The sequence below is a fragment of the Salinimonas lutimaris genome (assembly GCF_005222225.1).
GTDB classification, from domain to species: Bacteria; Pseudomonadota; Gammaproteobacteria; order Enterobacterales; family Alteromonadaceae; genus Alteromonas; species Alteromonas lutimaris.
Genome location: NZ_CP036536.1, coordinates 1,122,990 through 1,145,771, shown reverse-complemented (window position 1 = coordinate 1,145,771; position 22,782 = coordinate 1,122,990). Strand labels below are relative to the sequence as shown.

16 protein-coding genes are annotated in these 22,782 nt (G+C 50.7%); 3 read left to right on the top strand and 13 right to left on the bottom strand.

What is annotated here, in order from left to right:
- The first annotated feature begins 174 nt into the window (after window positions 1-174).
- Window positions 175-1,404 carry a phosphoglycerate dehydrogenase gene (gene serA, locus EZV72_RS04870; RefSeq protein WP_137166181.1) on the top strand — a complete coding sequence of 410 codons (1,230 nt, stop codon included), beginning with the start codon at window positions 175-177 and terminating at the stop codon, window positions 1,402-1,404.
- 1,421 nt (window positions 1,405-2,825) lie between these two features.
- On the opposite strand, the gene EZV72_RS04865 is transcribed toward serA, so the two are convergent.
- From EZV72_RS04865 to EZV72_RS04835, 7 genes are all read right to left on the bottom strand, one after another.
- On the bottom strand, window positions 2,826-3,575 hold the full coding sequence (locus EZV72_RS04865) for a DUF481 domain-containing protein (protein ID WP_137166180.1): 750 nt from the start codon (window positions 3,573-3,575) through the stop codon (window positions 2,826-2,828).
- A 123-nt stretch (window positions 3,576-3,698) separates the two neighbouring features.
- Window positions 3,699-4,466, bottom strand: a complete 768-nt coding sequence (locus EZV72_RS04860) for a DUF481 domain-containing protein (protein WP_232364511.1) — start codon at window positions 4,464-4,466, stop codon at window positions 3,699-3,701.
- Between the two features lie 104 nt (window positions 4,467-4,570).
- Window positions 4,571-5,398: an HDOD domain-containing protein gene (locus EZV72_RS04855; protein WP_137166178.1), complete on the bottom strand. Its 828-nt coding sequence runs from the start codon at window positions 5,396-5,398 to the stop codon at window positions 4,571-4,573.
- A gap of 33 nt (window positions 5,399-5,431) precedes the next feature.
- Window positions 5,432-5,713: a DUF1289 domain-containing protein gene (locus EZV72_RS04850; RefSeq protein ID WP_137166177.1), complete on the bottom strand. Its 282-nt coding sequence runs from the start codon at window positions 5,711-5,713 to the stop codon at window positions 5,432-5,434.
- An 85-nt stretch (window positions 5,714-5,798) separates the two neighbouring features.
- Complete coding sequence (locus EZV72_RS04845) at window positions 5,799-6,509, bottom strand: SIMPL domain-containing protein (RefSeq protein ID WP_137166176.1); 711 nt, start codon at window positions 6,507-6,509, stop codon at window positions 5,799-5,801.
- A 900-nt stretch (window positions 6,510-7,409) separates the two neighbouring features.
- On the bottom strand, window positions 7,410-10,550 hold the full coding sequence (locus EZV72_RS04840; protein WP_137166175.1) for an efflux RND transporter permease subunit: 3,141 nt from the start codon (window positions 10,548-10,550) through the stop codon (window positions 7,410-7,412).
- A gap of 3 nt (window positions 10,551-10,553) precedes the next feature.
- Window positions 10,554-11,783 carry an efflux RND transporter periplasmic adaptor subunit gene (locus EZV72_RS04835; protein ID WP_137166174.1) on the bottom strand — a complete coding sequence of 410 codons (1,230 nt, stop codon included), beginning with the start codon at window positions 11,781-11,783 and terminating at the stop codon, window positions 10,554-10,556.
- 157 nt (window positions 11,784-11,940) lie between these two features.
- On the opposite strand from EZV72_RS04835, the gene EZV72_RS04830 reads away from it, so the two are divergent.
- Window positions 11,941-12,993: a LysR family transcriptional regulator gene (locus EZV72_RS04830; RefSeq protein WP_137166173.1), complete on the top strand. Its 1,053-nt coding sequence runs from the start codon at window positions 11,941-11,943 to the stop codon at window positions 12,991-12,993.
- Window positions 12,994-13,090: 97 nt separating this feature from the next.
- Here EZV72_RS04830 and lpdA read toward each other — a convergent pair whose 3' ends face one another.
- The 6 genes from lpdA to ampD form a co-directional block, all read right to left on the bottom strand.
- Window positions 13,091-14,512, bottom strand: a complete 1,422-nt coding sequence (lpdA, locus tag EZV72_RS04825; RefSeq protein ID WP_137166172.1) for a dihydrolipoyl dehydrogenase — start codon at window positions 14,510-14,512, stop codon at window positions 13,091-13,093.
- Between the two features lie 148 nt (window positions 14,513-14,660).
- Entirely contained in the window at window positions 14,661-16,688 is a 2,028-nt protein-coding gene (gene aceF, locus EZV72_RS04820) for a pyruvate dehydrogenase complex dihydrolipoyllysine-residue acetyltransferase (protein WP_137166171.1), read from the bottom strand.
- Between the two features lie 19 nt (window positions 16,689-16,707).
- Window positions 16,708-19,374, bottom strand: coding sequence for a pyruvate dehydrogenase (acetyl-transferring), homodimeric type (aceE, locus tag EZV72_RS04815; protein ID WP_137166170.1), 2,667 nt, complete (start codon window positions 19,372-19,374; stop codon window positions 16,708-16,710).
- Window positions 19,375-19,545: 171 nt separating this feature from the next.
- Window positions 19,546-20,292, bottom strand: a complete 747-nt coding sequence (locus tag EZV72_RS04810) for a GntR family transcriptional regulator (RefSeq protein ID WP_137166169.1) — start codon at window positions 20,290-20,292, stop codon at window positions 19,546-19,548.
- A 340-nt stretch (window positions 20,293-20,632) separates the two neighbouring features.
- Window positions 20,633-21,442, bottom strand: a complete 810-nt coding sequence (gene ampE / locus EZV72_RS04805) for a regulatory signaling modulator protein AmpE (protein WP_137166168.1) — start codon at window positions 21,440-21,442, stop codon at window positions 20,633-20,635.
- 47 nt (window positions 21,443-21,489) lie between these two features.
- Entirely contained in the window at window positions 21,490-22,029 is a 540-nt protein-coding gene (ampD, locus tag EZV72_RS04800; protein WP_137166167.1) for a 1,6-anhydro-N-acetylmuramyl-L-alanine amidase AmpD, read from the bottom strand.
- Window positions 22,030-22,258: 229 nt separating this feature from the next.
- Between ampD and EZV72_RS04795 the strand changes: the two genes are divergently transcribed.
- The gene (locus EZV72_RS04795; RefSeq protein ID WP_137166166.1) at window positions 22,259-22,765 is read left to right on the top strand and encodes a retropepsin-like aspartic protease family protein; all 507 of its coding nucleotides are present in this window, start codon (window positions 22,259-22,261) and stop codon (window positions 22,763-22,765) included.
- The last annotated feature ends 17 nt before the right edge of the window (window positions 22,766-22,782 follow it).

Below are 22,782 nucleotides of genomic sequence, written 5' to 3'. Positions count from 1 at the left end.
TTACCCGCCTGCGGGAGCCTCGCCGGTGCCTGCGTTTATCTGGTTGAGCAGTGTATTAAAAAGTATGCAGCTGAAATGCAAAATACGCTTTCCACTGACCTTATCTTTTGTTATTTTAACCATATAGACGTCCAGATGTCTTAAAATTCACTTCAAACCTGAGATACGTAAGCAATGAGCAAAGTTTCGTTACCCAAAGAGAAAATCCGCATATTGTTGTTGGAAGGCGTACATAAGAGCGCTGTGGAAACCCTGGAAAATAATGGTTATTCCAACATTGAGTATCTTAAGACTTCTTTACCTGAAGAAGAGCTGATTGAAAAAATCAAAGATGTTCACTTTATCGGTATTCGCTCACGCACCCAGCTGACTGAAAATGTCATTGAAGCCGCCCAGAAACTGGCTGCGGTAGGTTGTTTTTGCATTGGTACCAACCAAGTAGATTTAAACGCGACTCAGGCTCGTGGTATTCCCGTTTTTAATGCCCCGTTTTCTAATACCCGTTCTGTGGCTGAACTGGTTCTGGGCCAGCTTATTCTGTTGCTACGTGGTGTGCCGTCTAAAAATGCCAAGGCGCATCGCGGTGAGTGGGAAAAAAGTGCAGCCGGCTCTTATGAAGCCCGGGGCAAAACGCTGGGTATCATTGGCTATGGCCACATCGGTACTCAGTTAAGCATTCTGGCTGAACATCTGGGCATGAAAGTGCAGTTTTTTGATATTGAAGATAAACTGGTACTGGGTAACTCTGTGCAAATCAAGAGTCTGGAAAAGCTGCTTAATACCTCTGATGTGGTGACCCTGCATGTGCCGGAAACTCAGCAAACCCGTAATATGTTTGGCGCAGCTGAATTTAGTCAGATGAAAAAAGGCGCCATCTTTATCAATGCTTCGCGTGGCACTGTAGTTGATATTGAGGCATTGGCAGACTCGCTGGAAAAAGGCGATCTGAACGGTGCAGCCATTGACGTATTCCCGGTCGAGCCAAAATCTAACGATGAAGAGTTTGAGTCACCGCTACGTAAATTCGACAATGTGATTCTGACTCCGCATGTGGGTGGCAGCACTCAGGAAGCACAGGAAAACATTGGTATCGAAGTAGCCGGCAAGCTGGCTAAATACAGTGACAATGGCTCAACCTTATCAGCAGTTAACTTCCCTGAAGTATCACTACCGGATCACCCGGGCCGCTCTCGCTTACTGCACGTTCACGAAAACCGTCCTGGCGTTATCATGCAGATCAACCGTCTGTTTGCAGAACAGGGAATCAACATTGACGCCCAGTACCTGCAAACAACACCTGACATTGGTTATGTGGTTATCGATGTGCAGGAAGATAAAGCCTACGATGGCCTGGAGCAGTTACTGCAAATTGAAGGCACCATTAAAGCCCGCGTTCTGCACTAATACCTACCGCGCTTTTTGTTATCCCCGTGAAAACGGGGATCTCCCTATTCCGCCGCCCCTGTGAAAGCAGGGGTCTCGTGAACAGCCTGGCTGACATACCAATACCTATTGTTAAAGTAGTCAGGTTCCTATTCCGTCGTCCCCGTGGAAACGGGGACCTCGTCAACAGGCTGGCTGATTCAAAACAACCTCTGAACAAGCGTAGTCAGGTTCCAACGAGATCCCTGATAGCCCTGCGGGCTTCAGGGACGACGGGGTTTCCCTATTGCGTCGCCCCTGCGAAAGCAGGGGTCTCGTGAACAGCCTGGGTGACATACCAATACCTATTGTTAAAGTAGTCAGGTTCCTATTCCGTCGTCCCCGTGGAAACGGGGACCTCGTCAACAGGCTGGCTGATTCAAAACAACCACTGAACAAGCGTAGTCAGGTTCCAACGAGATCCCTGATAGCCCTGCGGGCTTCAGGGATGACGGGGTTTCCCTATTGCGTCGCCCCTGCGAAAGCAGGGGTCTCGTGAACAGCCTGGCTGACATACCAATACCTATTGTTAAAGTAGTCAGGTTCCTATTCCGTCGTCCCCGTGGAAACGGGGACCTCGTCAACAGGCTGGCTGATTCAAAACAACCTCTGAACAAGCGTAGTCAGGTTCCAACGAGATCCCTGATAGCCCTTCGGGCTTCAGGGACGACGGGGTTTCCCTATTCCGTCGCCCCTGTGAAAGCAGGGGTCTCGTGAACAGCCTGGCTGACATACCAATACCTATTGTTAAAGTAGTCAGCTTCCTATTCCGTCGTCCCCGTGGAAACGGGGACCTCGTCAACAGGCTGGCTGATTCAAAAACAACCTCTGAACAAGCGTAGTCAGGTTCCAACGAGATCCCTGATAGTCGTTCGTGCTTCAGAGATGACGGGGTTTCCTTATTTCGTCATCCCCGTGACAACGGGGATCTCGTGAACAGCCTGGCTGATTAAATACAACCTGTCGCTAGTGTTGTTCGTCCATGAAGTAAAGCCCAGCCGCACATCCATGTGCGTCGTTCAGTCAGCTGCGTCATGCCGCCGGCATAACGGTCTGCCTTCACCCCAGATAGCCCTGCGGGCTTCAGGGACGACGGGGTTTCCTTATTCCGTCATCCCTGCGAAAGCAGGGGTCTCGTGAATAGCCTGGCTGACATGTCACTGCCAATTGTGAGCGTAGTCAGGTTCCAACAAGATCCCTGATAGCCCTGCGGGCTTCAGAGAAGACGGGGTTTCCTTATTTCGCCCCCCTACCGAGGCATCGGCGAGCTCCACATTTCTGCCATCCACATAAGCTCAGTATTCTCTATTTACACGACACCTGCCGGTAATTTCTGACCTTACACCTACAAAAAAGCCCCGCCGGCTTATGCCATAACGGGGCTTAGCAGTACTGACTAAAACTTAGATAAAGTTATAAACCAGCGTCAGTGCTGTTTCAGTATCCAGCTTCTCCAGACCATCAGCCACGTTAGTGTTGTGGTCGAAAGCAACAGAAACTTTTAGCGACAGGTTGCCGCTGATAGACGCCGTTAGCGCTGATTCAGCAGAAGATTTAGTGTTGTCAGAACCCACCTCAGTACTCAGTGTCTGAGTAAATTTAGCGGTATCAGAAATCAGCCACTGGAACGCGCCTGAAGCACGAACGATCAAGCCGTTTTGAGACTGGCCGTCGTTAAATTCGTTAAACGCATAACCCGGACCGATTGAGTATTCAAATGATGTTGTATCATCATTCCACAGCTTTTGGTTCCAACCCGCAGCGATAGTTGACTGATAGTTGTAAGAACTGAAACGGTCATCTTCATAAGATGCGAAACCGAACAAACGATAATCCGGGTTTTCCAGCTTATAGTTTGCCTGCGCCTGTGCATCAAAACGCTGCGCTGAAGTACGGTCTTCTTTTTCACCGTCTTCGTTTTCTACTTCTTCCTGCTTGTACAGGCCGCTGATGCTGTAGTCGTTACTCCAGTCAGTTAATTCCTGGTGCGCTTCTAACGACGCATTTGCAGAAGTTGTGTCGGTGTTACCTGACGTAAAGATAAACCCTAAGCCACCTTCCAGTGTAAATGGCTTTGGTTGTTTTGTTTGCGCCATAGCAGAGCCAGACACAGCAGTCCCAAGAATAGCTACTGCTACCAGAGTCTTGTTCATGTGTTTCCCCAATGAGTAAAAAACTAAAATCTAAAAATGAAAGGCTAACCTTTCCCTATTCCAAATGCTTTGCATCCTGTCGTTCTGATGTAGTGATTGGCACTACCGGGCATTACCCTGTTATTAGAAGAAGCGGTACACCACTGTTAAAGACGTTTCCGTATTCAGCCCTTCCACATTCTGTAAAGGCTGCGTCTCATAGGAGACCGCAAAAGACAGCTTCATTGCCAAAGAGTCAAATAAGTTGGCCGCCAGAGAGGTTTCTGACCGTGTTTTTATATTATCCGGCCCTGCTTCTGCACTGACAAACTGTCGGAACCTCGAGCCGGTGTACCATTGGTACTGATACTCGCTCGACGCCCGTAGAATAAACCCGTTATTCACATTGGTCACGGTGTCATCTTCGGCTGAAACAAAGCCGTATCCGGGACCAACGCTGTACCTAAACATGCTTTCGTCAGTATTCCAAACCCGCTGCGACCAACCGCTGGCGAAAGTCGCCCGATAGTCATAGCCGTTGAACTGATCATTTTCATAGTCCAAATACATGAAGGTTCGGCGACCCGGCGTATCCAGCTTGTAGTCGAACTGTGCCGCACCGTAAAAACGCTGCGCGCTGACCTGATCTTCGGTCACGCCATTGTTTTCAACTTCAATTTGTTTGTACAGCATTTCGGCATTGTAATTGTTGTTCCAGTGCCGGGTTTCATGCTCCGAGGTGATCGCAGCTTTGAATGTTACCGCGTTAGTATTTCCGGTAGCATTAAGCACACCTACCTCGCCATCAAGAGTAAAAATATCTTCTTCTTCTGGCTGGTTATACAGGAATTCGGTGTGATACAGCGTCTGAATCAGGTTTTTGTCAGCGGCAGCCACAGAGCTGCTAAACACACAAAAGGACAGGACCAATAAACGCAATTTTGATTGGTTTTGCATAAAAACGTGATTCGATTATTGTTAGCGCGAAAGGTTTTCCGTCCGTGGTGTGATTATTATTAATGTAATAGCGAGGCCATTCTATCCGTTTCCTGACTGGCATACTCTATAGCACTACCCACTGTCTCGCCTTCCAGTGTTAAAGTATTGGCTATTGCCGGCGTGAAAAGTTCCATTGCCGCATAGTTTTCTTTATCATTTTCACGAATTGTAACCCGTAGCGCACACGCTAATAAAGCAATGTCCTGCTCATTGCTGTGTTTTTGCTCTTCATGAGCATGACTGACCGGGTAGAAAAGTGGCAGAGGCAATTGCCAGGCTTCCATTATTTGCCCGCTTAGAGAGGCAAAATCAAATCCGAATATCTGTTGCTGACGCTCCCAGGGAGGCAACTTTCCGGCCGGCTCGCTTACATATTTCACATAACTGGTCGGCGCATATTTAGCCACCACAAGCTCACTCAGATTTTGCAGCATCCCCATCACAAAAAAGCGTTCGCTACCGCGTATGCCAGCATGTTTTGCCATATATTTAGCAACCAGCGCACAGTACACCGAACAGCGGCGATGTCTGGCCAGATTGATTAAATCATTATCGAACGCTTTAAACGCAGAGTTGGCGGTTTCAGCAATAACCAAATTATACAGTGCTTCGCCGCCGATAACGCTGACTGCTTTTCCGATTGAGTCGACCTGCGAAGGAAAGCGAAATAACGCACTGTTAGCCAGTTTCAGAATTTTAGCGGTCAGTGACGGATCCAGTGCAATGAGCCGGCCAATATCCTGTGCGTCTGAGCGATTGTCATCCAGCACCTCCCGAATACGCAGGCAGATATCAGGCAGCGAAAAAGAGCGGGTAGCAAAGTTCAGTAGTTTTTGTTTTTCCATGTAATCTTGCTTCCTGAAACACATTGATTAGCGCTAATTATTATTCCCGAACAGGTCCTGCTGAACAGGCAGTGGCCCGACAGGTTCTTCTACCTGACGCTGCCGCCGCAAATACGCCAGCTTTCGCCGATGACAGGCGCTCACAATTTTGCGGCGGGTGGCATCATCGACTTTCAACCAGTACAGGCGTTCATCACGGCTTCTGAAACAGCCACGGCAATAGCCCCGGGGCCCGGACTGACAAACGCCAATACAAGGGCTGGGCACTTCAAAAAACTCAAGTTGCGCCGACTCGGGTGAGCCCGGGTTTGTCATGGTTTCTCGCCTGTTGCTGTGTAACACCGTTCTAATCGCCAGTATAGCAGCATTCAACCGGTGCTATTCAAACCCTGCTTATACGCTAGTCCACCAGTGTATACTGAATTGTGGACACCACCCGTACTTTTTTAATGTGCGGATGTTGCTGATCCCGCGAATAAATAGAAAACTGTCCCTGGTTTGCCTGTTTAATTTTACCCAGTGTGCTGTCGGAGTCTTTAGCAAACTTATCTGCAACCGCCCGGGCATTTTTGGTGGCCTCTTCGACCATTGCCGGTTTAACGTCATTTAATCGGGTGAACACGTACTCTGTCTGTGCATTATAATTCTGGGTCGACAACACAATACCATTTTGCAGTAACTGACTGATTTTACTCATCAGCGAGCGTACTTTATCCACCCTTGAAGAATATACGGTGATGGTCTGTACCGCGCTGTAGCGAAAGGTCACATCGTTATTGCCGCCATACTGATTCGCCAGTTTATCAGTGATATCTGGCTTGCCTACGGTGATTTCATCGGCATTCAAGCCTTGCTGAGTTAAAAACTGCTCTATTTGTTCACTTTGTAACGCCAGTGTTTTATACAGCCCGGACAGATCGTTATCCGCCGCCGTGAACTGAACCGGCCAGATAACCTGGTCGGCCATATATTCGCGCTCAGACAAACCTTTTACGGTCACTACCCGGTCCCAGGCTTTGAAGTCGACCAGTGAGCGGCCAAGCAACGAACCAAATATTGTCAGGCCCACGACGACTCCCGCGGCCAGAATCAATGATGATGATTTTCCCATTTTATGAACATCCTGTGTTTTTCTAATAGATTGATCATACTCAATTATTGTGGATTTATTAGGTTGAATTATGGCGATTTAGTGACTTTTGTTATAGCGGCGGAAGTGGGGCGCTCTCTTAACCGCGCAACAACAATCCAGTCGTCCCTGAAGCCCGCAGGGCTATCTGGGGTGAAGGCAGACCGTTATGCCGGCGGCATGACGCAGCTGACTGAACGACGCACATGGATGTGCGGCTGGGCTATACTTCATGAACGAACAACACTAGCGACAGGTTGTATTTAATCAGTCAGCCTGTTCACGAGCCCCCCGCTTTCGCGGGGGTGAAGGCAGACCGTTATGCCGGTGGCATGACGCAGCTGACTGAACGACGCACATGGATGTGCGGCTGGGCAATGCTTCATGGACGAACAACACTAGCGACAGGTTGTATTGAATCAGTCAGACTGTTGCCGAGATCCCCGCTTTCGCGGGGGTGAAGGCAGACCGTTATGCCGGTGGCATGACGCAGCTGACTGAACGACGCACATGGATGTGCGGCTGGGCTATACTTCATGGACGAACAACACTAGCGACAGGTTGTATTTAATCAGTCAGCCTGTTCACGAGACCCCTGCTTTCGCGGGGGTGAAGGCAGACCGTTATGCCGGTGGCATGACGCAGCTGACTGAACGACGCACATGGATGTGCGGCTGGGCTATACTTCATGGACGAACAACACTAGCGACAGGTTGTATTTAATCAGTCAGCCTGTTCACGAGACTCCTGCTTTCGCAGGGGCGACGGAAATGGGATCTCCCTGGTACCTGATTACGCTTACCAAAACAAAAGGACAAAAAAAAGCCGCCCATGGGGAGGGCGGCTGGAAAGTCCCCCTGTAACAAGGGGGCAACGCTTGGGTCAGGATTCTGCTTTCTTGTCTTTATGACGTTCCAGCAGATAATAAAATACGGGAGTAAGTATCAACCCAAAGAAAGTAACTCCGATCATGCCTGAGAATACCGCCACACCCATGGCCTGACGCATCTCTGCACCCGCTCCGGTTGAGGTCACCATTGGCAGTACACCCATGATGAACGCAATCGACGTCATCAGAATCGGGCGCAGACGCAGGCGGCTGGCTTCTTTAATCGCACTGAATGTGGAGTGTCCCTGCTCGTTCAGTTCTTTGGCGAACTCCACAATCAGGATCGCATTCTTGGTCGCCAGCCCCACCAGCACAATCAGACCAATCTGGGTAAAGATGTTGTTGTCACCACCAAAAATGCCAACACCAATCAATGCGCTCAGCAGAGTCATCGGTACAATCAGGATGATCGCCAGCGGCAGACGCATACTTTCATACTGCGCAGCCAGTACCAGGAATACCAGCAGTACGACCAGCGGGAACACATACACCGCCGTATTACCAGCCAGAATTTGCTGATACGTCAGCTCGGTCCACTCGTAAGTCATACCCAGTGGCAGTGTTTCATCCAGAATTTTCTCAATGGCTGCCTTGGCCTGATCAGAGCTGTAGCCTGGCGCAGGGGCACCGTTAATTTCCGCGGTCACATAGCCGTTGTAGTGCATGACCCGATCCGGTCCTGCGCTGTGATCGATAGTCAGCATAGAGCCCAGCGGGATCATCTCACCGTCTTTATTGCGCACTTTCATCTGCTGAATTTGCTCAATGTCCTGGCGATAAGGCGCATCAGCCTGTACGTTAACCTGATAGGTTTTTCCAAACAGGTTAAAGTCGTTAACGTAAATCGCCCCCAGGTAGCCCTGCATGGTTTCAAACAAGGTGCCAATTTCAACACCCTGGCTCAGTGCTTTTTCACGATCCACATCCACGTCCAGCTGCGGCACATTGACGGTAAAGCTGGTGAAGGCGTCAGTCAGCGCTGGATCAGCCCAGGCTTTCTGAATCACTTCGTTGGTTACTTTTTCCAACTGCTCAAAGCCCAGTGAGTCACGGTCTTCAACCTGCAGACGGAACCCACCGATGGTGCCCAGCCCCTGTACCGGCGGCGGTGGGAAAATAGCCACATAAGCGCCTTTGATTGAACCAAATGCCTTGTTCAGGTCAGCCGCAATAGCACCGGCAGACATACCCGGCCCCTGACGCTCCTCAAACGGCTTTAACGGGGTAAACAAAATGCCGGAGCTTGGGCTGTTGGTAAAGCCGTTGATGTTCAGACCCGGAAAGGCAACCGCATCAGACACACCCGGGTGTTCCATCGCAATAGCAGACATGTCACGAATCACATCTTCGGTACGGTCCAGCGAGGACGCATTAGGTAACTGGGCAAAAGCAACCAGATACATTTTGTCCTGCGGCGGTACATAACCGGTTGGCGTGCTGTCAAACTGCTGCCATGTCATAGCCAGCAGACCGGCATAAAGCACCATGATAATGCCGCCTTTACGGACCAGGCCGCCTACCGCGCCGGTGTACTTGTCAGACGCTTTGTCAAAGAAGCGGTTGAACGGGTTAAACAACCAGCCACCAAACACTTTACGCATCCCACGGCTCAGCCAGTCATTGTCTTGTCCGTGCGGCTTCAGCAGCAGGGCAGATAACGCCGGGCTCAGGGTCAGCGAGTTAACCGCAGAAATAACTGTTGAAATGGTAATGGTCAGGGCAAACTGCTTATAAAACTGTCCGGTCAGGCCACTCATAAATGCGGTGGGAATAAATACCGCAGCCAGGACTAAGGTTGTGGCAACAATCGGTCCGGTAACCTCTTTCATGGCCTGTGTGGTCGCCGCCACCGGGCTTAACCCGTCAGCTATATTTCGCTCCACGTTCTCCACTACCACAATGGCATCATCCACCACGATACCGATAGCCAGTACCAGACCAAACAAGGACAACGCATTGAGTGAAAAGCCCATCAGGTGCATGAACGCAAAGGTACCGACTAAAGAAATAGGTACGGCGACCAGTGGTATAATCGAGGCCCGCCAGGTTTGCAGGAACAGTACAACCACCAGTACAACCAGCAGTACTGCTTCAAACAGGGTGTCGACAACCGCAGAAATAGAACCGCGTACAAACACGGTAGGATCGTAAACAATTTCGTATTCCAGCCCTTCAGGGAACACTTTAGACAGCTCAGCCATTCTGGCGCGCACATCTTCAGAGATTTGAATGGCGTTGGAGCCCGGTGCCTGGAATACCGGCACTGCCGCTGCCGGACGGTTATTCAGCAGTGAGCGCAGCGCATAGTTATCTGCACCCAGTTCAATACGGGCCACATCTTTAAGACGGGTGATTTCACCGTTGTCGCCGGTTTTAATGATAATGTCTTCAAATTCGTCCTGTTCAATCAGCCGGCCACGTACATTAATCAGCCACTGAAAGTCACTGGTTCCGGTGGGCTGGGCGCCCAGACTACCGGCTGCCGCCTGCTGGTTTTGCGAACGGATGGCACTGACCACATCACCAGGATTCAGACTCAGCGCAGCCAGTTTGTTGGGCTCAAGCCATACCCGCATGCTGTAGTCACCAGCGCCGAATAAACGAACCTGGCCTACCCCTTCAATACGATTCAGCTCATCTTTGACATTCTGATCGGCATAGTTCGACAGGTACAGCATGTCATAGCGATTATCCGGTGAGGTTAAATGCACCACCATGGTCAGGTTTGGTGATGATTTCTCGGTCACTACACCAAGCCGCTGTACTTCCTGCGGCAGACGTGGCAGCGCACGGTTAACCCGGTTTTGCACCAGGGTCGTAGCCTCATCAGGATCAGTACCGATGGCAAATGTTACTGTCAGCGTCATGGTACCGTCAGAGGTCGCCTGAGAAGACTGATACAGCATGCCCTGCACACCGTTAATCTCCTGTTCGATCGGCGTAGCGACCGTCTCCCCGATAACTTTAGGGTTTGCGCCCGGATAATTGGCCGTCACCACCACGGTAGGCGGCACAACATCCGGATACTCGGTGATCGGCAATTTCCACACCGCGATAGCACCACCGATAAATATCAGTAGTGACAATACCGCGGCGAAAATAGGCCGGTGAATAAAAAACTGGGATAACTTCATGTCTTACAAACCTGCCGTTGTTGCTGCGCCGGCGGTGTTGGCAAATTCGTTTACGGTATCAACGCGCTGTTGCCATGCCTGCAATTCGTTCAGGGTTTCTTCGTCAGCCATACTGACCTTATTAGGTGTTACCAGGGCACCCGGGCGAACCCGCTGCAAACCATTCACTACGATGGTGTCTTCTGGCTTCAGGCCATCTTTGATAATGCGCATTGAGCCGACTTTATCGCCCATTTTGATTGCGCGGTATTCCACTTTGTTTTCCTGATTCAGTACCAGCACATATTTGTTGCTCAGATCAGTACCAATGGCTTTTTCAGCCACCAGAATACCTTCGTGTGCCTGTCCGCCGGCCAGTTTCAGGTGAGCAAACAAGCCAGGAAGCAGGGCGCGGTTCTGGTTATCAAATACCGCCCGAACACGCAAAGTGCCCGTATTGCTGTTAACCTGATTATCAACAAAGTTAATTTTGCCCCAGTGCTCATAATCATTTTCGTTAGCCAGGCGCATCGCCACAGGCTGCGCTGCCACAGCGTCGCTGCGCTGCTGCGCTTTCTGATAGTTCAGCCAGGTGGTTTCATCAATGTCAAAATAAGCATACAAACGGTCCATCGACACAATTGAGGTCAAAATGGTCTGCCCGGCAGTCACATAGTTACCCTCGGTGATATTCGCCCGCGACACGCGACCGGAAATCGGTGCTTCAACCCGCGCAAAGCCGCGGTTCAGACGCGCCAGTTCCAGCGCTGCCTCAGTTTGAGAGACACTGGCATTAGCCTGTTCTACTTCAGATGCACGCGTATCCAGAATTTCTTTAGAGATTGACTGGCTCTGGCGTAGTCCTTCAGCCCGTTGGAGGTCTTGTTTTGCCAGTGCCAGGCGGCTTTTAGCTGCATCCAGCTGAGCCTGCAGGCGATCAACTTCCGCCTTGAACTGGCGGTTATCAATAAGAAACAGTGTGTCACCCTGTTCAACATACTCGCCTTCTTCAAAGGCGACCATATCGATATAACCAGACACACGGGGACGTAACGATACGGTTTTAGGCGACTCCAGGCGGCCGGTAAAACTGTCCCATTCGGTAATACGCTGGGCAATAACGGGGGCAACATCAACCGGCACACCCTTCTGCTGGGCGGCCTGCATCTGTTGTTCGTTAGCGGGGTCATCGCCACATGCGGCGACTAACAGTGCCGCCAAAACGACAAATGTAAATCTGGAAAGAACAGACATGGACTAAACTCTCTCTATTTAACGGGCTGGTTCAAAAACTGGTGCTATTATGAATACACTGTAAAAATAAAAATAATTATATTTTTGTATGCGATACATCACATGGTGTAATATATAAATCAATCTGGATGAACAACGAGGAAAAGGGGGCATATTCGTGCGGCCACAGGAATTGAATTTACTGATGATTTTTGACGCCATCATGACAGAAGGCGCCATCACCCGGGCAGCTGACCGACTGGCAATGACCCAGCCTGCTGTGTCGAATGCGTTATCACGCATGCGCACTGCTTGGGGCGACGAACTGTTTGTCAAAGACGGCCGGGGTATTCAGCCTACCGCGTTTGCCAAAAACCTGTGGAGTCAGATTCAGACCCCTTTAAGTGCTCTGGAAGATGCAGTCAATCCCAATGAGTTCGACCCTGCTACGGCAAAACGCACCTTCAGAATTGCTGCGTCTGATACCTTTGTTGATATGGCCTGGGGGCCGCTGCGTCAGATTATCGAACGTGAAGCGCCCGGCATTAATATTTATGCCATTCCCAATCCGTCGGTGGAATCTGCCGATATTCTTAAAGATGCCGAAGCCGAACTGGCTATCAGCAAGTATACCCTGTCAGAAAGTGTGATCAGATCCGAACACTTATTAGATCCCGGCTATGTGGTGGTCATGCGCCCCGGCCATCCGTTGGCCAAAGACAACCTGACCCTGGAAGAATTTGCCAGCGCTGATCACCTGCTGGTCTCGGTAACCGGGGATGTTACCGGTCCTTCTGATCAGGCTTTGCAGGGACTTGGACTCAAGCGCCGGGTAGCCATGTCGGTGAATAACTTTTTCAATGTGCCCAGCCTGCTCAAACAAACTGACCTGATTTGTGTGGCCCCATCGGTGGTATTAGAGCGCGAGATTTTCTCCAAGCAGCTGGCGGTATTTGAAAGTCCGGTTGAAGTGCCGCCCACACCGGTATCACTAATCTGGCACAAACGTCAGGACCATGATGCCGGTTTGCAGTGGCTGCGTCGTCATCTGGTACGCATTATTCATGAACGGATTGCCCAGCATGAAACCCTGCTTAGCCAGTGCTGCCGAAAAGGATTTTGTGAAGAGGCATTGCGTGAGGCCCGTGCTCATCATCATGATGTATGCATTAAACAGGGCTCCAGTGAAGACGTGCAGTTTGAGCCTAAAGCAGTACCGGTAGCAAAATAAGCATTCCGGGATAAATAGACAGAAGTAAACAAACCGCCATAAAAAAATCCCCCTCACCTTTCGGTCAGGGGGATTTTTTGTATCATTGGCGAATCAGTTACTTTTTCTTCGCTTTCGGGTTAGGCATATCAGTAATGCTTCCTTCGAAGATTTCTGATGCCAGACCGATTGACTCATTCAGAGTTGGGTGAGCATGAATAGTCAGTGCCACATCTTCAGCATCTGCACCCATCTCAATAGCCAGGCCAATTTCACCCAGCATTTCACCGGCGTTAGTACCGACCATGGCACCACCGATAACCCGGCCAGATTCTTTATCAAAAATCATCTTGGTCAGGCCGTTAGTGGCATCAGAAGCAATCGCACGGCCAGAGGCTGACCATGGGAACGAGGCAGTTTCATAGCTTACGCCCTGCTCTTTGGCTTCTTTTTCTGTCAGACCAACCCAGGCAACTTCTGGCTCAGTATAGGCAACAGAAGGAATGCAACGCGGGTCAAAGTAGTGCTTCTTACCAGCAATAACTTCAGCCGCTACATGGCCTTCGTGTACAGCTTTGTGCGCAAGCATTGGCTGACCAACCAGATCACCAATCGCGTAGATGTTGCTCACGTTGGTTTTCATTTGCTTATCAACATTGATGAAACCACGCTCATCAACATTGACGCCGGCTTTGTCAGCGCCTACTTTACCGCCATTTGGTTTACGACCTACGGCTACCAGTACTTTGTCGTAACGTACCGGCTCGGCTGGTGCATTTTTACCTTCAAACGTCACGTACAGGCCGTCATCTTTGGCTTCTACGTTAGTCACCTTGGTTTCAAGCATCACATTGAACTTGTCTTTATATTCTTTCATAAAGACTTTCATGATGTCTTTGTCAGCAGCTGGGATCAGCTGGTCAAGGAACTCAACCACATCAATCTTTGAACCCAGGGCTTCGTATACCGTGCCCATTTCCAGACCGATGATACCACCGCCCAGTACCAGCATTTTTTCCGGAATATCTTTCATTTCCAGCGCGCCGGTTGAGTCGATGACACGGTCATCTTCAGGAATGAACGGCAGAGATACCGGCTCAGAGCCTGCTGCGATAATCGCGTTGTCGAATTTGATGGTCGTTACTTCACCGTCTTCGCCTTTAACTTCCAGGGAGTTAGCGCCGGTGAACTGACCAAAACCACGTACATGCTTAACTTTACGCATTTTAGACATGCCAGACAGACCTTTAGTCAGCTGACCAACTACAGAATCTTTGTAATCGCGCAGCTTGTCCAGGTCGACTTCTGGCTGACCAAAGCTGACACCGTGGGCTGACAGGTGTTTGGCTTCTTTCATTACCTTGGCCACGTGCAGCAGGGCTTTAGACGGGATACAACCTACGTTCAGGCACACCCCACCCAGTGTTTCCCTGGCATCAACAATTACGGTTTCTACGCCCATATCGGCAGCGCGGAACGCGGCTGAATAACCGCCAGGTCCTGCACCCAATACTACTAACTGAGTTTTTATTTCGCTCATCGTGACCTCAAATTTGTCAAATATCTGAAAAATATGCGTTAAGAATTTTAACTAGGGCGCGACGGCCCTGTAAAGCCAAGCAGGCTAATTGCTTAATAAAAAGCGTAAAAGGGGAGGCTTACCGCTCTCCCCTTTTGGTTGTGACTGATTACAGCAACATCTGACGGAGGTCTTCAAGCACCCCTTTCAGATGCACGGCAAAGCGTGCTGCTACCGCACCGTCAATCACACGGTGGTCATAAGATAATGACAGCGGCACCATCAGGCGAGGTTCAAATTCGCTGCCGTTCCACTTCGGTTTAATATCACTTTTCGATACACCCAGAATGGCTACATCAGGCGCATTAACGATTGGCGTAAATGCCGTACCGCCGATACCGCCCAGACTGGAGATGGTAAAGCAGCTACCCTGCATGTCAGCAGACTTCAGTTTACCGTCACGGGCCTTCATGCTGATTTCCATCAGTTCCTGCGACAGCTCGTGGAAACCTTTCTTATCCACGTCACGTACCACCGGCACAACCAGACCATTTGGTGTATCTACTGCAATACCAATATGGTAATACTTTTTCTGAATTAAAGACTCACCGTCAGCAGAAAGTGAAGTATTAAAGATTGGGTATGCTTTTAATGCATCTGCAGCGGCCTTCATCATGAATACCAGCGGCGTAATCTTAAAGCCAAGTTTGCGTTTTTCCGCAATCTTGTTTTGTTCCTTACGGAAGTTCTCAAGCTCAGTAATGTCTGCTTCTTCAAACTGCGTAACATGCGGGATAGTCACCCAGTTACGGTGCAGATTCGGGCCAGACAGTTTCTGAATCCGGCTAAGTGGCTTTTCTTCCACTTCTCCAAACTTCGAGAAATCAACTTTAGGCTGAGCAATAACCTGCAGGCCACCCTCGCCTTTGCCCGATGTGGATGCATTGGCTTTGGGGCGTGACAATTCGTACTTCACGAACGATTGCACATCTTCTTTCAAAATACGGGCTTTCGGGCCAGAGCCAGATACCTGAGTCAGATCAACACCAAACTCACGGGCCAGACGGCGTACCGACGGTGACGCATGTACCTTGCCAGACTTCGGCTTTTCACCGGCAGAAGGATGATGTGGTACCGGCGGCGGCTTAGGCATGTCAGATGCCTGAGGCGCTGACTGCTGCGGCTTGCTCTGCTGAGACTGGCTGTCCTGCGGCTTACTATCCTGCTTAGGAGCCGCTGGTTTGCTGCCCTGCACTTTCAGCATCAGAACTTTAGAGCCCTTGGACACTTTGTCACCCTGCTTCACCAGCATCTTGGTGATAGTTCCGGCTTTTGGTGCTGGTACGTCCATCGTGGCTTTATCGGTTTCCAGCGTAATCAGGCCGTCTTCCGCCTCGATTGTGTCACCTTCGCTAACCAGCACTTCGATAACATCAACATCTTCAGCATCACCGATATCCGGTACAGTCACTTCGATTTCTTCTTCAGTGGCTTCATCAGCAGCGCTTTCTTCAGCGGCCTGTGATGACGACTCCTGTGCAGCTGGCGCGGACTCGCTGGCTGCTGAAGAGGATTCCTGTGATGACTCACCACCTGCCACTTCCAGTGTAAGTACCAGTGAACCTTCACTGACCTTGTCGCCTTCTTTCACTTTCAGGCTAACCACTTTACCGGCTTGCGGTGAAGGAACATCCATGGTGGCTTTGTCGGTTTCCAGGGTAATCAGACCATCTTCGGCTTCTACCGTGTCACCTTCTTTTACCAGCACTTCAATCACGTCCACATCGGCGGCATCGCCAATATCCGGCACAGTGACTTCAATGGTGCTGCTGCCACCAGACTGCTGCGTTTGTGCTGGCTTGTCTTCTTTTTCAGGCGCGCTTTCCGCTTTTTGCTCTGGCTGGCTGTCCTGCGCTGGCGCTTCTTCGGCAGCGGTATCGCTGCCGCTGTCATCGCCACCAGCAGCTTCCAGCTGTGCCAGTAAATCGCCCTGAGAAATTTTGTCGCCAACTTTCACTTTCAGCGCCTTTACCTTACCGGCAAACGGGGCTGGCACGTCCATGCTGGCTTTGTCACTTTCTACGGTTACCAGAGAATCTTCGGCTTCTACGTCGTCACCCTCTGCAACGCACAGCTCAATGACTTCAACTTCGTCTTCACCTAAATCTGGTACGAGTACGTCTTTAATATCTGCCATGTTACTGAATCTCCTGTGCTTACGCGTACAGTGGGTTGACTTTTTCTGGGTCGATGTTCAGATCTTTCATTGCCTGAGACAGAGTCTTGGCATCCAGATCGCCCGCTTTGTACAGCTCATACAGGGCTGCGTAAGTCACATAAGCGGCATCAACCTCAAAGTGGCGACGCAGGTTTGCGCGGCTGTCTGAGCGACCAAAGCCGTCAGTACCCAGTACACGGTAGCTGCCTGGCACAAAGTTACGTACCTGATCGGCATAGTTCTTAATGTAGTCAGTCGCGGCGATAGTCGGACCATCGTTACCCTGCGACAGTACATCTGTGATAAATGCTGTCTGTGCGTCTGCTTCAGGGTGCAGCATGTTGTGACGATCCACCGCCAGTCCGTCACGGGCCAGCTCATTGAATGAGGTCACGCTGTAAACTTCTGCTTCAACGCCGTAGTCTTCGGCCAGCTTGGCAGCCGCTTCACGTACCTGTTCTAAAATGGTACCTGAGCCCAGCAGTTTCACTTTCTTGCTGCTCTCGCCTACGGTGTCCAGCAGATAAATACCTTTCACAATGCCTTCTTCAACATTCTTCGGCATTTCAGGCTGCTTGTAGTTTTCGTTCATCACTGTCAGGTAGTAGAACACATCTTCCTGTTCTTCCAGCATGCGGCGCAGACCGTCCTGAACAATCACTGCCACTTCGTAGCCGTAAGTCGGGTCGTAGCTGATACAGTTTGGAATCAGTGCCGCCTGGGTATGGCTGTGGCCATCCTGGTGCTGCAGACCTTCGCCGTTCAGAGTCGTACGTCCTGCAGTACCACCAACCAGGAAACCACGCGCCTGAGAATCACCAGCCGCCCATGCCAGGTCGCCCACACGCTGGAAACCAAACATGGAGTAGTAGATGTAAACCGGAATCATCGGCAGGTCGTTGGTGCTGTACGAAGTACCCGCTGCCAGCCATGATGCCATTGCACCCAGCTCGTTGATACCTTCCTGCAGTACCTGACCTTTTTTGTCTTCACGGTAGTAAGCGACCTGATCAGAATCCTGTGGTTCGTACTTCTGACCCTGTGACGAATAAATACCCACCTGACGGAACAGACCTTCCATACCGAAGGTACGTGCTTCATCCGGAATAATCGGCACCACACGCTTACCAATCTGCTTGTCTTTAAGCATGGCGGTCAGTACACGTACAAACGCCATCGTGGTAGAGATTTCACGATCGCCTGAGCCTTTGGTTACCGCATCAAACGCTTTTAGCGGTGGCGCCGGTAGATCTTCAGTGCTCTTAGCCAGACGACGAGGCATGTAGCCGTGCAACGCATCGCGGCGTGCCTTGAGATATTTCATCTCTTCGCTGTCGTCATCAAACTTGTAGTAAGGCAGATCAGACAGGCTTTCATCTGATACCGGAATATTGAAACGGTCGCGATAGGCTTTTACCGCCTCGGTATCCATTTTCTTCACCTGGTGGGCAATGTTTTTACCTTCGCCCGCCGCGCCCATGCCATAACCTTTTACTGTTTTGGCCAGAATGACCTGTGGGCGGCCTTCGGTCTTGGTTGCACGGTCGTATGCGGCATACACTTTTACCGGATCGTGACCACCACGGTTCAGGCGCCAGATGTCTTCATCAGACATGTTCGACACCATTTCTTTCAGCTCAGGGTACTTACCAAAGAATTTCTCACGCGTGTAAGCGCCGCCCTTGGCTTTAAAGTTCTGGTACTCACCGTCTACCGTTTCGTTCATCAGATCCAGCAGTTTGCCAGACGAGTCACGCGCCAGTAGTGGATCCCAGTAGCGACCCCAGATAACCTTGATTACTTCCCAGCCTGCGCCGCGGAAGGTTCCTTCCAGTTCCTGAATAATTTTGCCGTTACCACGAACCGGGCCATCCAGACGCTGCAGGTTACAGTTAACCACGAAGGTCAGATTGTCCAAGCCTTCGCGAGACGCCAGACCAATTGCACCCAAGCTTTCCGGCTCATCAATTTCACCGTCACCCAGGAAGCACCATACGCGCTGCTCTGAACAGTCTTTCAGGCCACGGTTGGTCAGGTATTTCAGATAGCGGGCAAGATAAATCGCCTGCATTGGGCCCAAGCCCATCGATACCGTCGGGAACTGCCAGAAATCAGGCATCAGTTTAGGGTGCGGGTAAGAAGACAGACCTTCGCCGTCCACTTCCTGACGGAACATGTCCAGCTGGTCTTCGGTCAGACGACCTTCAATGTAGGCGCGTGAGTAAATACCTGGCGACACGTGGCCCTGAATGAACAGGAAGTCACCGCCGTCTTTATCATTCGGGGCGCGGAAGAAATGGTTAAAGCCCACATCGTACAGCATGGCTGACGAGGCAAAACTGGAAATGTGACCACCCAGTTCCATGTCTTTTTTCGACGCGCGAAGTACCATCATCAGGGCATTCCAACGCAGTGCGTTACGAATCTTGCCTTCGATAGTCTGGTCGCCCGGCATGGTCGGTTCCTGGCCCGGCGGAATAGTGTTTATGTACGCGGTAGTTGCATCATAGGGTAAGTGGGCACCATTTCTGCGTGCTTTCTCAATTAGTGATTCTAATAAGAAGTGAGCCCTTTCAATACCTTCTTCTTCTAAAACTGACTCTATTGACTCCAGCCATTCTTGTGTTTCTTGCGGATCCACATCTTGGTGCATCATATCAGTCATGGTGCCATCCTATTTTTGCTTAATATAAGAACCATCCATAGCACCGCAGGCCGGCGACGGATGGAATACCTAAATTATGTTGTACTTTCAGTGTGCTACCTTCAGCCCACCGCTTTTTTTACGCGCCCAACACTCCAGGCCTGCGTGTAATTTTTAACGGGCTTTACGCCTCTAAATTTCCAGGCGTCTTAACGCGCGCTGCACTCGGCTGTCGCGCTGATTAATTGCCAGTAGGGTTTTCTCAATAAACGCCAGATGCGCATTACAGGCTTGCCGTGCGCTCTCTGGATCTCGCTGCGATATGGCGGCAACAATCTCAGCCCGCTGCCGGGATAAATCCGCGGCGACATCGACGTGCTGTGCCAGCATATCTAAATTTCGTTCTATGTTGTCCACCAGCATGGCCTGCATGGTACTCATCACATGCAGTAACACCATATTGTGGGACGCCCGGGCCATAATGATATAAAACTGGCCCAGCGCTTCTGCCAGCGGACGCTGCTCATCATTGCGCGCCGGCGCCGGTAATTGTTCCAGCGCTGCGGTCAGCGCTGCATAGTCTTCCGGCTGGCCCCGTAACGCCGCATAATAGGCTGCCATACCTTCAAGGGCATGTCGAAACTCTAACAGGTCAAACTGCGTTTCCGGGCGACGACTGATCAATGCCATCAGGGGATCGCGCATGGCTGCATTCAGATTCTTACTGACAAACGTACCACCACCCTGTTTACGCTCAACCAGCCCGCGCGCCTGCAGGTTACCAATTGCTTCTCGCAACGACGGCCGGGACACATCAAACTTCAGTGCCAGCTCGCGCTCCGGAGGCAGCTTTTGTCCGGCCAGCAACGTGCCGTCCAGAATCATAGATTCCAGCTGCTCGGTGATAACATCAGACAATTTTTTGCGGCCTTGCTGCATGGCATTCCTTTCAATTACGCGCTGCAATGTCGGGGCGATTTTTTATCGTGGTATGCCGGCAAATGCCTTCACTGTGGCAAAGAGCAACTTAACGCCAAACTGACTATTTTGTAAACAGCTTTGCACTATACCGTCCTAATGGTCATACCATTTTACCTATACAGTTTAGGGTACTTTAAATCGCAGGTAAATACTTTGCCCGGTGACAAACAGATAAGGTTTTTTAAATGTTAACGGCAGCCGTTGATTTTGTTGATTTTTTCAGGCCGCCCAAACTGGTCTGAACAGCTGAGGATGTAGATAAAAATGCTTAATCGTTAGGTACTTAGCATCATACCAATTACAGTATGATGCCTGACAATGTTAATACAGCGGTAAAAACCGCCAGAAAAATGTTATTTCTGCGGGCCAGGCGCAGCGCACCGCGGGTACATAAATTATTCTCCCGGCTGTCTAATTCTTCAGCACGCTGGCCTACATTGATTAAATAATGTTGTGCCGACAACCTGAAATTAAGTAAACCTTTCAGCCAGGCAGAGGTCGCATTGGCAAAATGCCCGACCAGCAAAAAACCGCAGGTGGCAATACGCACCGGGATAAGATCAAGCCAGAACAGCAGCAGTCCGGGCAAGGTTTTTTCGCTGGCATCATTGCACGACAAATAGCGGGCACCGCAATACAGTAGTAGACCAGGTAGCCCCAACAAAACAAACACAATAATGGGCGCGCTGTAATAGCGGTAACTTAACCATAACAGGCATTTTGCCATGCAGGTGTCCAGCGTTTCGGCAGACGGCTGACGCTGAGTCAACATTCCCAGGTAAACTGCCTGGGCTTCGGTGTCGCCCCGCTGCCCGGCTTCCAGATAGCGGCGGTAGTGTCGCTTAATATCCACTTTACCCAGCGCCAGAATCAGTACCAGTGTCTGTACGACAAAGGTCAGCAGAAATGACTCTGCCAGCCACAACATGCCGCCCAGCAGCAGGGCTGGCAGCAGCATAATCAATATCTGCTGTCCGGTGCTGTAGTCTGGCTGTTCGCCAGTTTTAGGGGGCACCAGCCGGGCATACCAGGCGGCAAGATACCCACTGGTGTGGCGCGGCCAGTAACGATCTGCAAGCAGTGCCAGCAACAGGCTCATCAGCATCATGGTGGTTTTTCCTGAATTAACTATTTATTGAATTAAATAATGGTGAATCAGGGTGTTAAAAACAGTGCCTGACGCAGCCGGGCCCAGTCAAAGGCCACACCGGGGTCTGTTTTGCGGCCCGGTGCAATGTCATTATGCCCCACAATACGCCCGCAAGTGATCAGAGGATAGCGAGCCAGTAACCAGCGCGACAGCGAAATCAGGCTGGCATACTGGGCCTCGGTATAGGGAATATCGTCGGTCCCTTCCATTTCTATACCAATCGCGTAGTCGTTACACCTCGTTAAACCCTGAAAGCTGGACAGCCCGGCGTGCCAGGCCCGCTCATCAAAGGGCACAAACTGCGTGATGCTGCCGTCCCGGTAAATTACACAGTGGGCAGACACTTTTAAGCCTGCAATGGTTTGATAAAACGGATGTTCCTTGGCATTCAGGGTGCCGGTAAATAACTGTTCAATACCGGCTGTGTTAAACTGACCGGGAGGCAGTGAGATATTGTGAATCACCAGCAATGACACCGGCGTATCAGGTGGTCGCTGGTCAAAAAACGGGGACTGTTTTTGTGTTGCCTGTGGAAAAATACTCACCCGGCCTCCATGTACTTTATGATTAAGACGGTATGTGACTTACACCGTATTATTGCACCGTATTATTGAAACAGTGCGCCGATAAAAGTGTATTGCTAGCCATGCGCTACCCTGCCCGGTTCAAGTGTGACACCCCCCGCGCAGCGGAGCAAGACGCATACGGCGGAGCAAGGCGCATACCGCAAAATACAAACCGGACAAGTATACAAAGAAGGTAGTGGTTTTCATCATGAGTAGTCATGCTTCAACCGGAAAATGGATGTTTATTCTGGCCTGGATTTGCGGGCTGGGCTTATTAACCCTCATTTTCTCCGACGTGCTGGATGGCCAGCAAAACCCGAACCGGGAGCCCGAGTCCATGCGCATTGACGGGCAAACCGAAGTGCGTTTAAAACAAAACCGGCAGGGGCATTATGTGACCAGTGGCCAGATTAACGGCAAGCCGGTGGTCTTTTTAGTCGATACCGGGGCCACTGCGGTATCGATTCCGGCCCACCTGCAACAGGAACTGGGCCTGACAGCCGGCCGAACCGGCATCGCGCAGACCGCTAACGGCACAGTGCGCATCGCCCGAACTCAATTAGATGAACTGCGTATTGGCGATATTACCCTGAATAATGTGGATGCCAGCCTGAACCCGGGTATGCAGGGCGACCAGATTCTGCTGGGCATGAGCGTACTGCGACAGCTGGAATTTACCCAGCGCCAGGACTGGTTGATACTGCGAACCCTGTAATTCACAGGTATGATGTG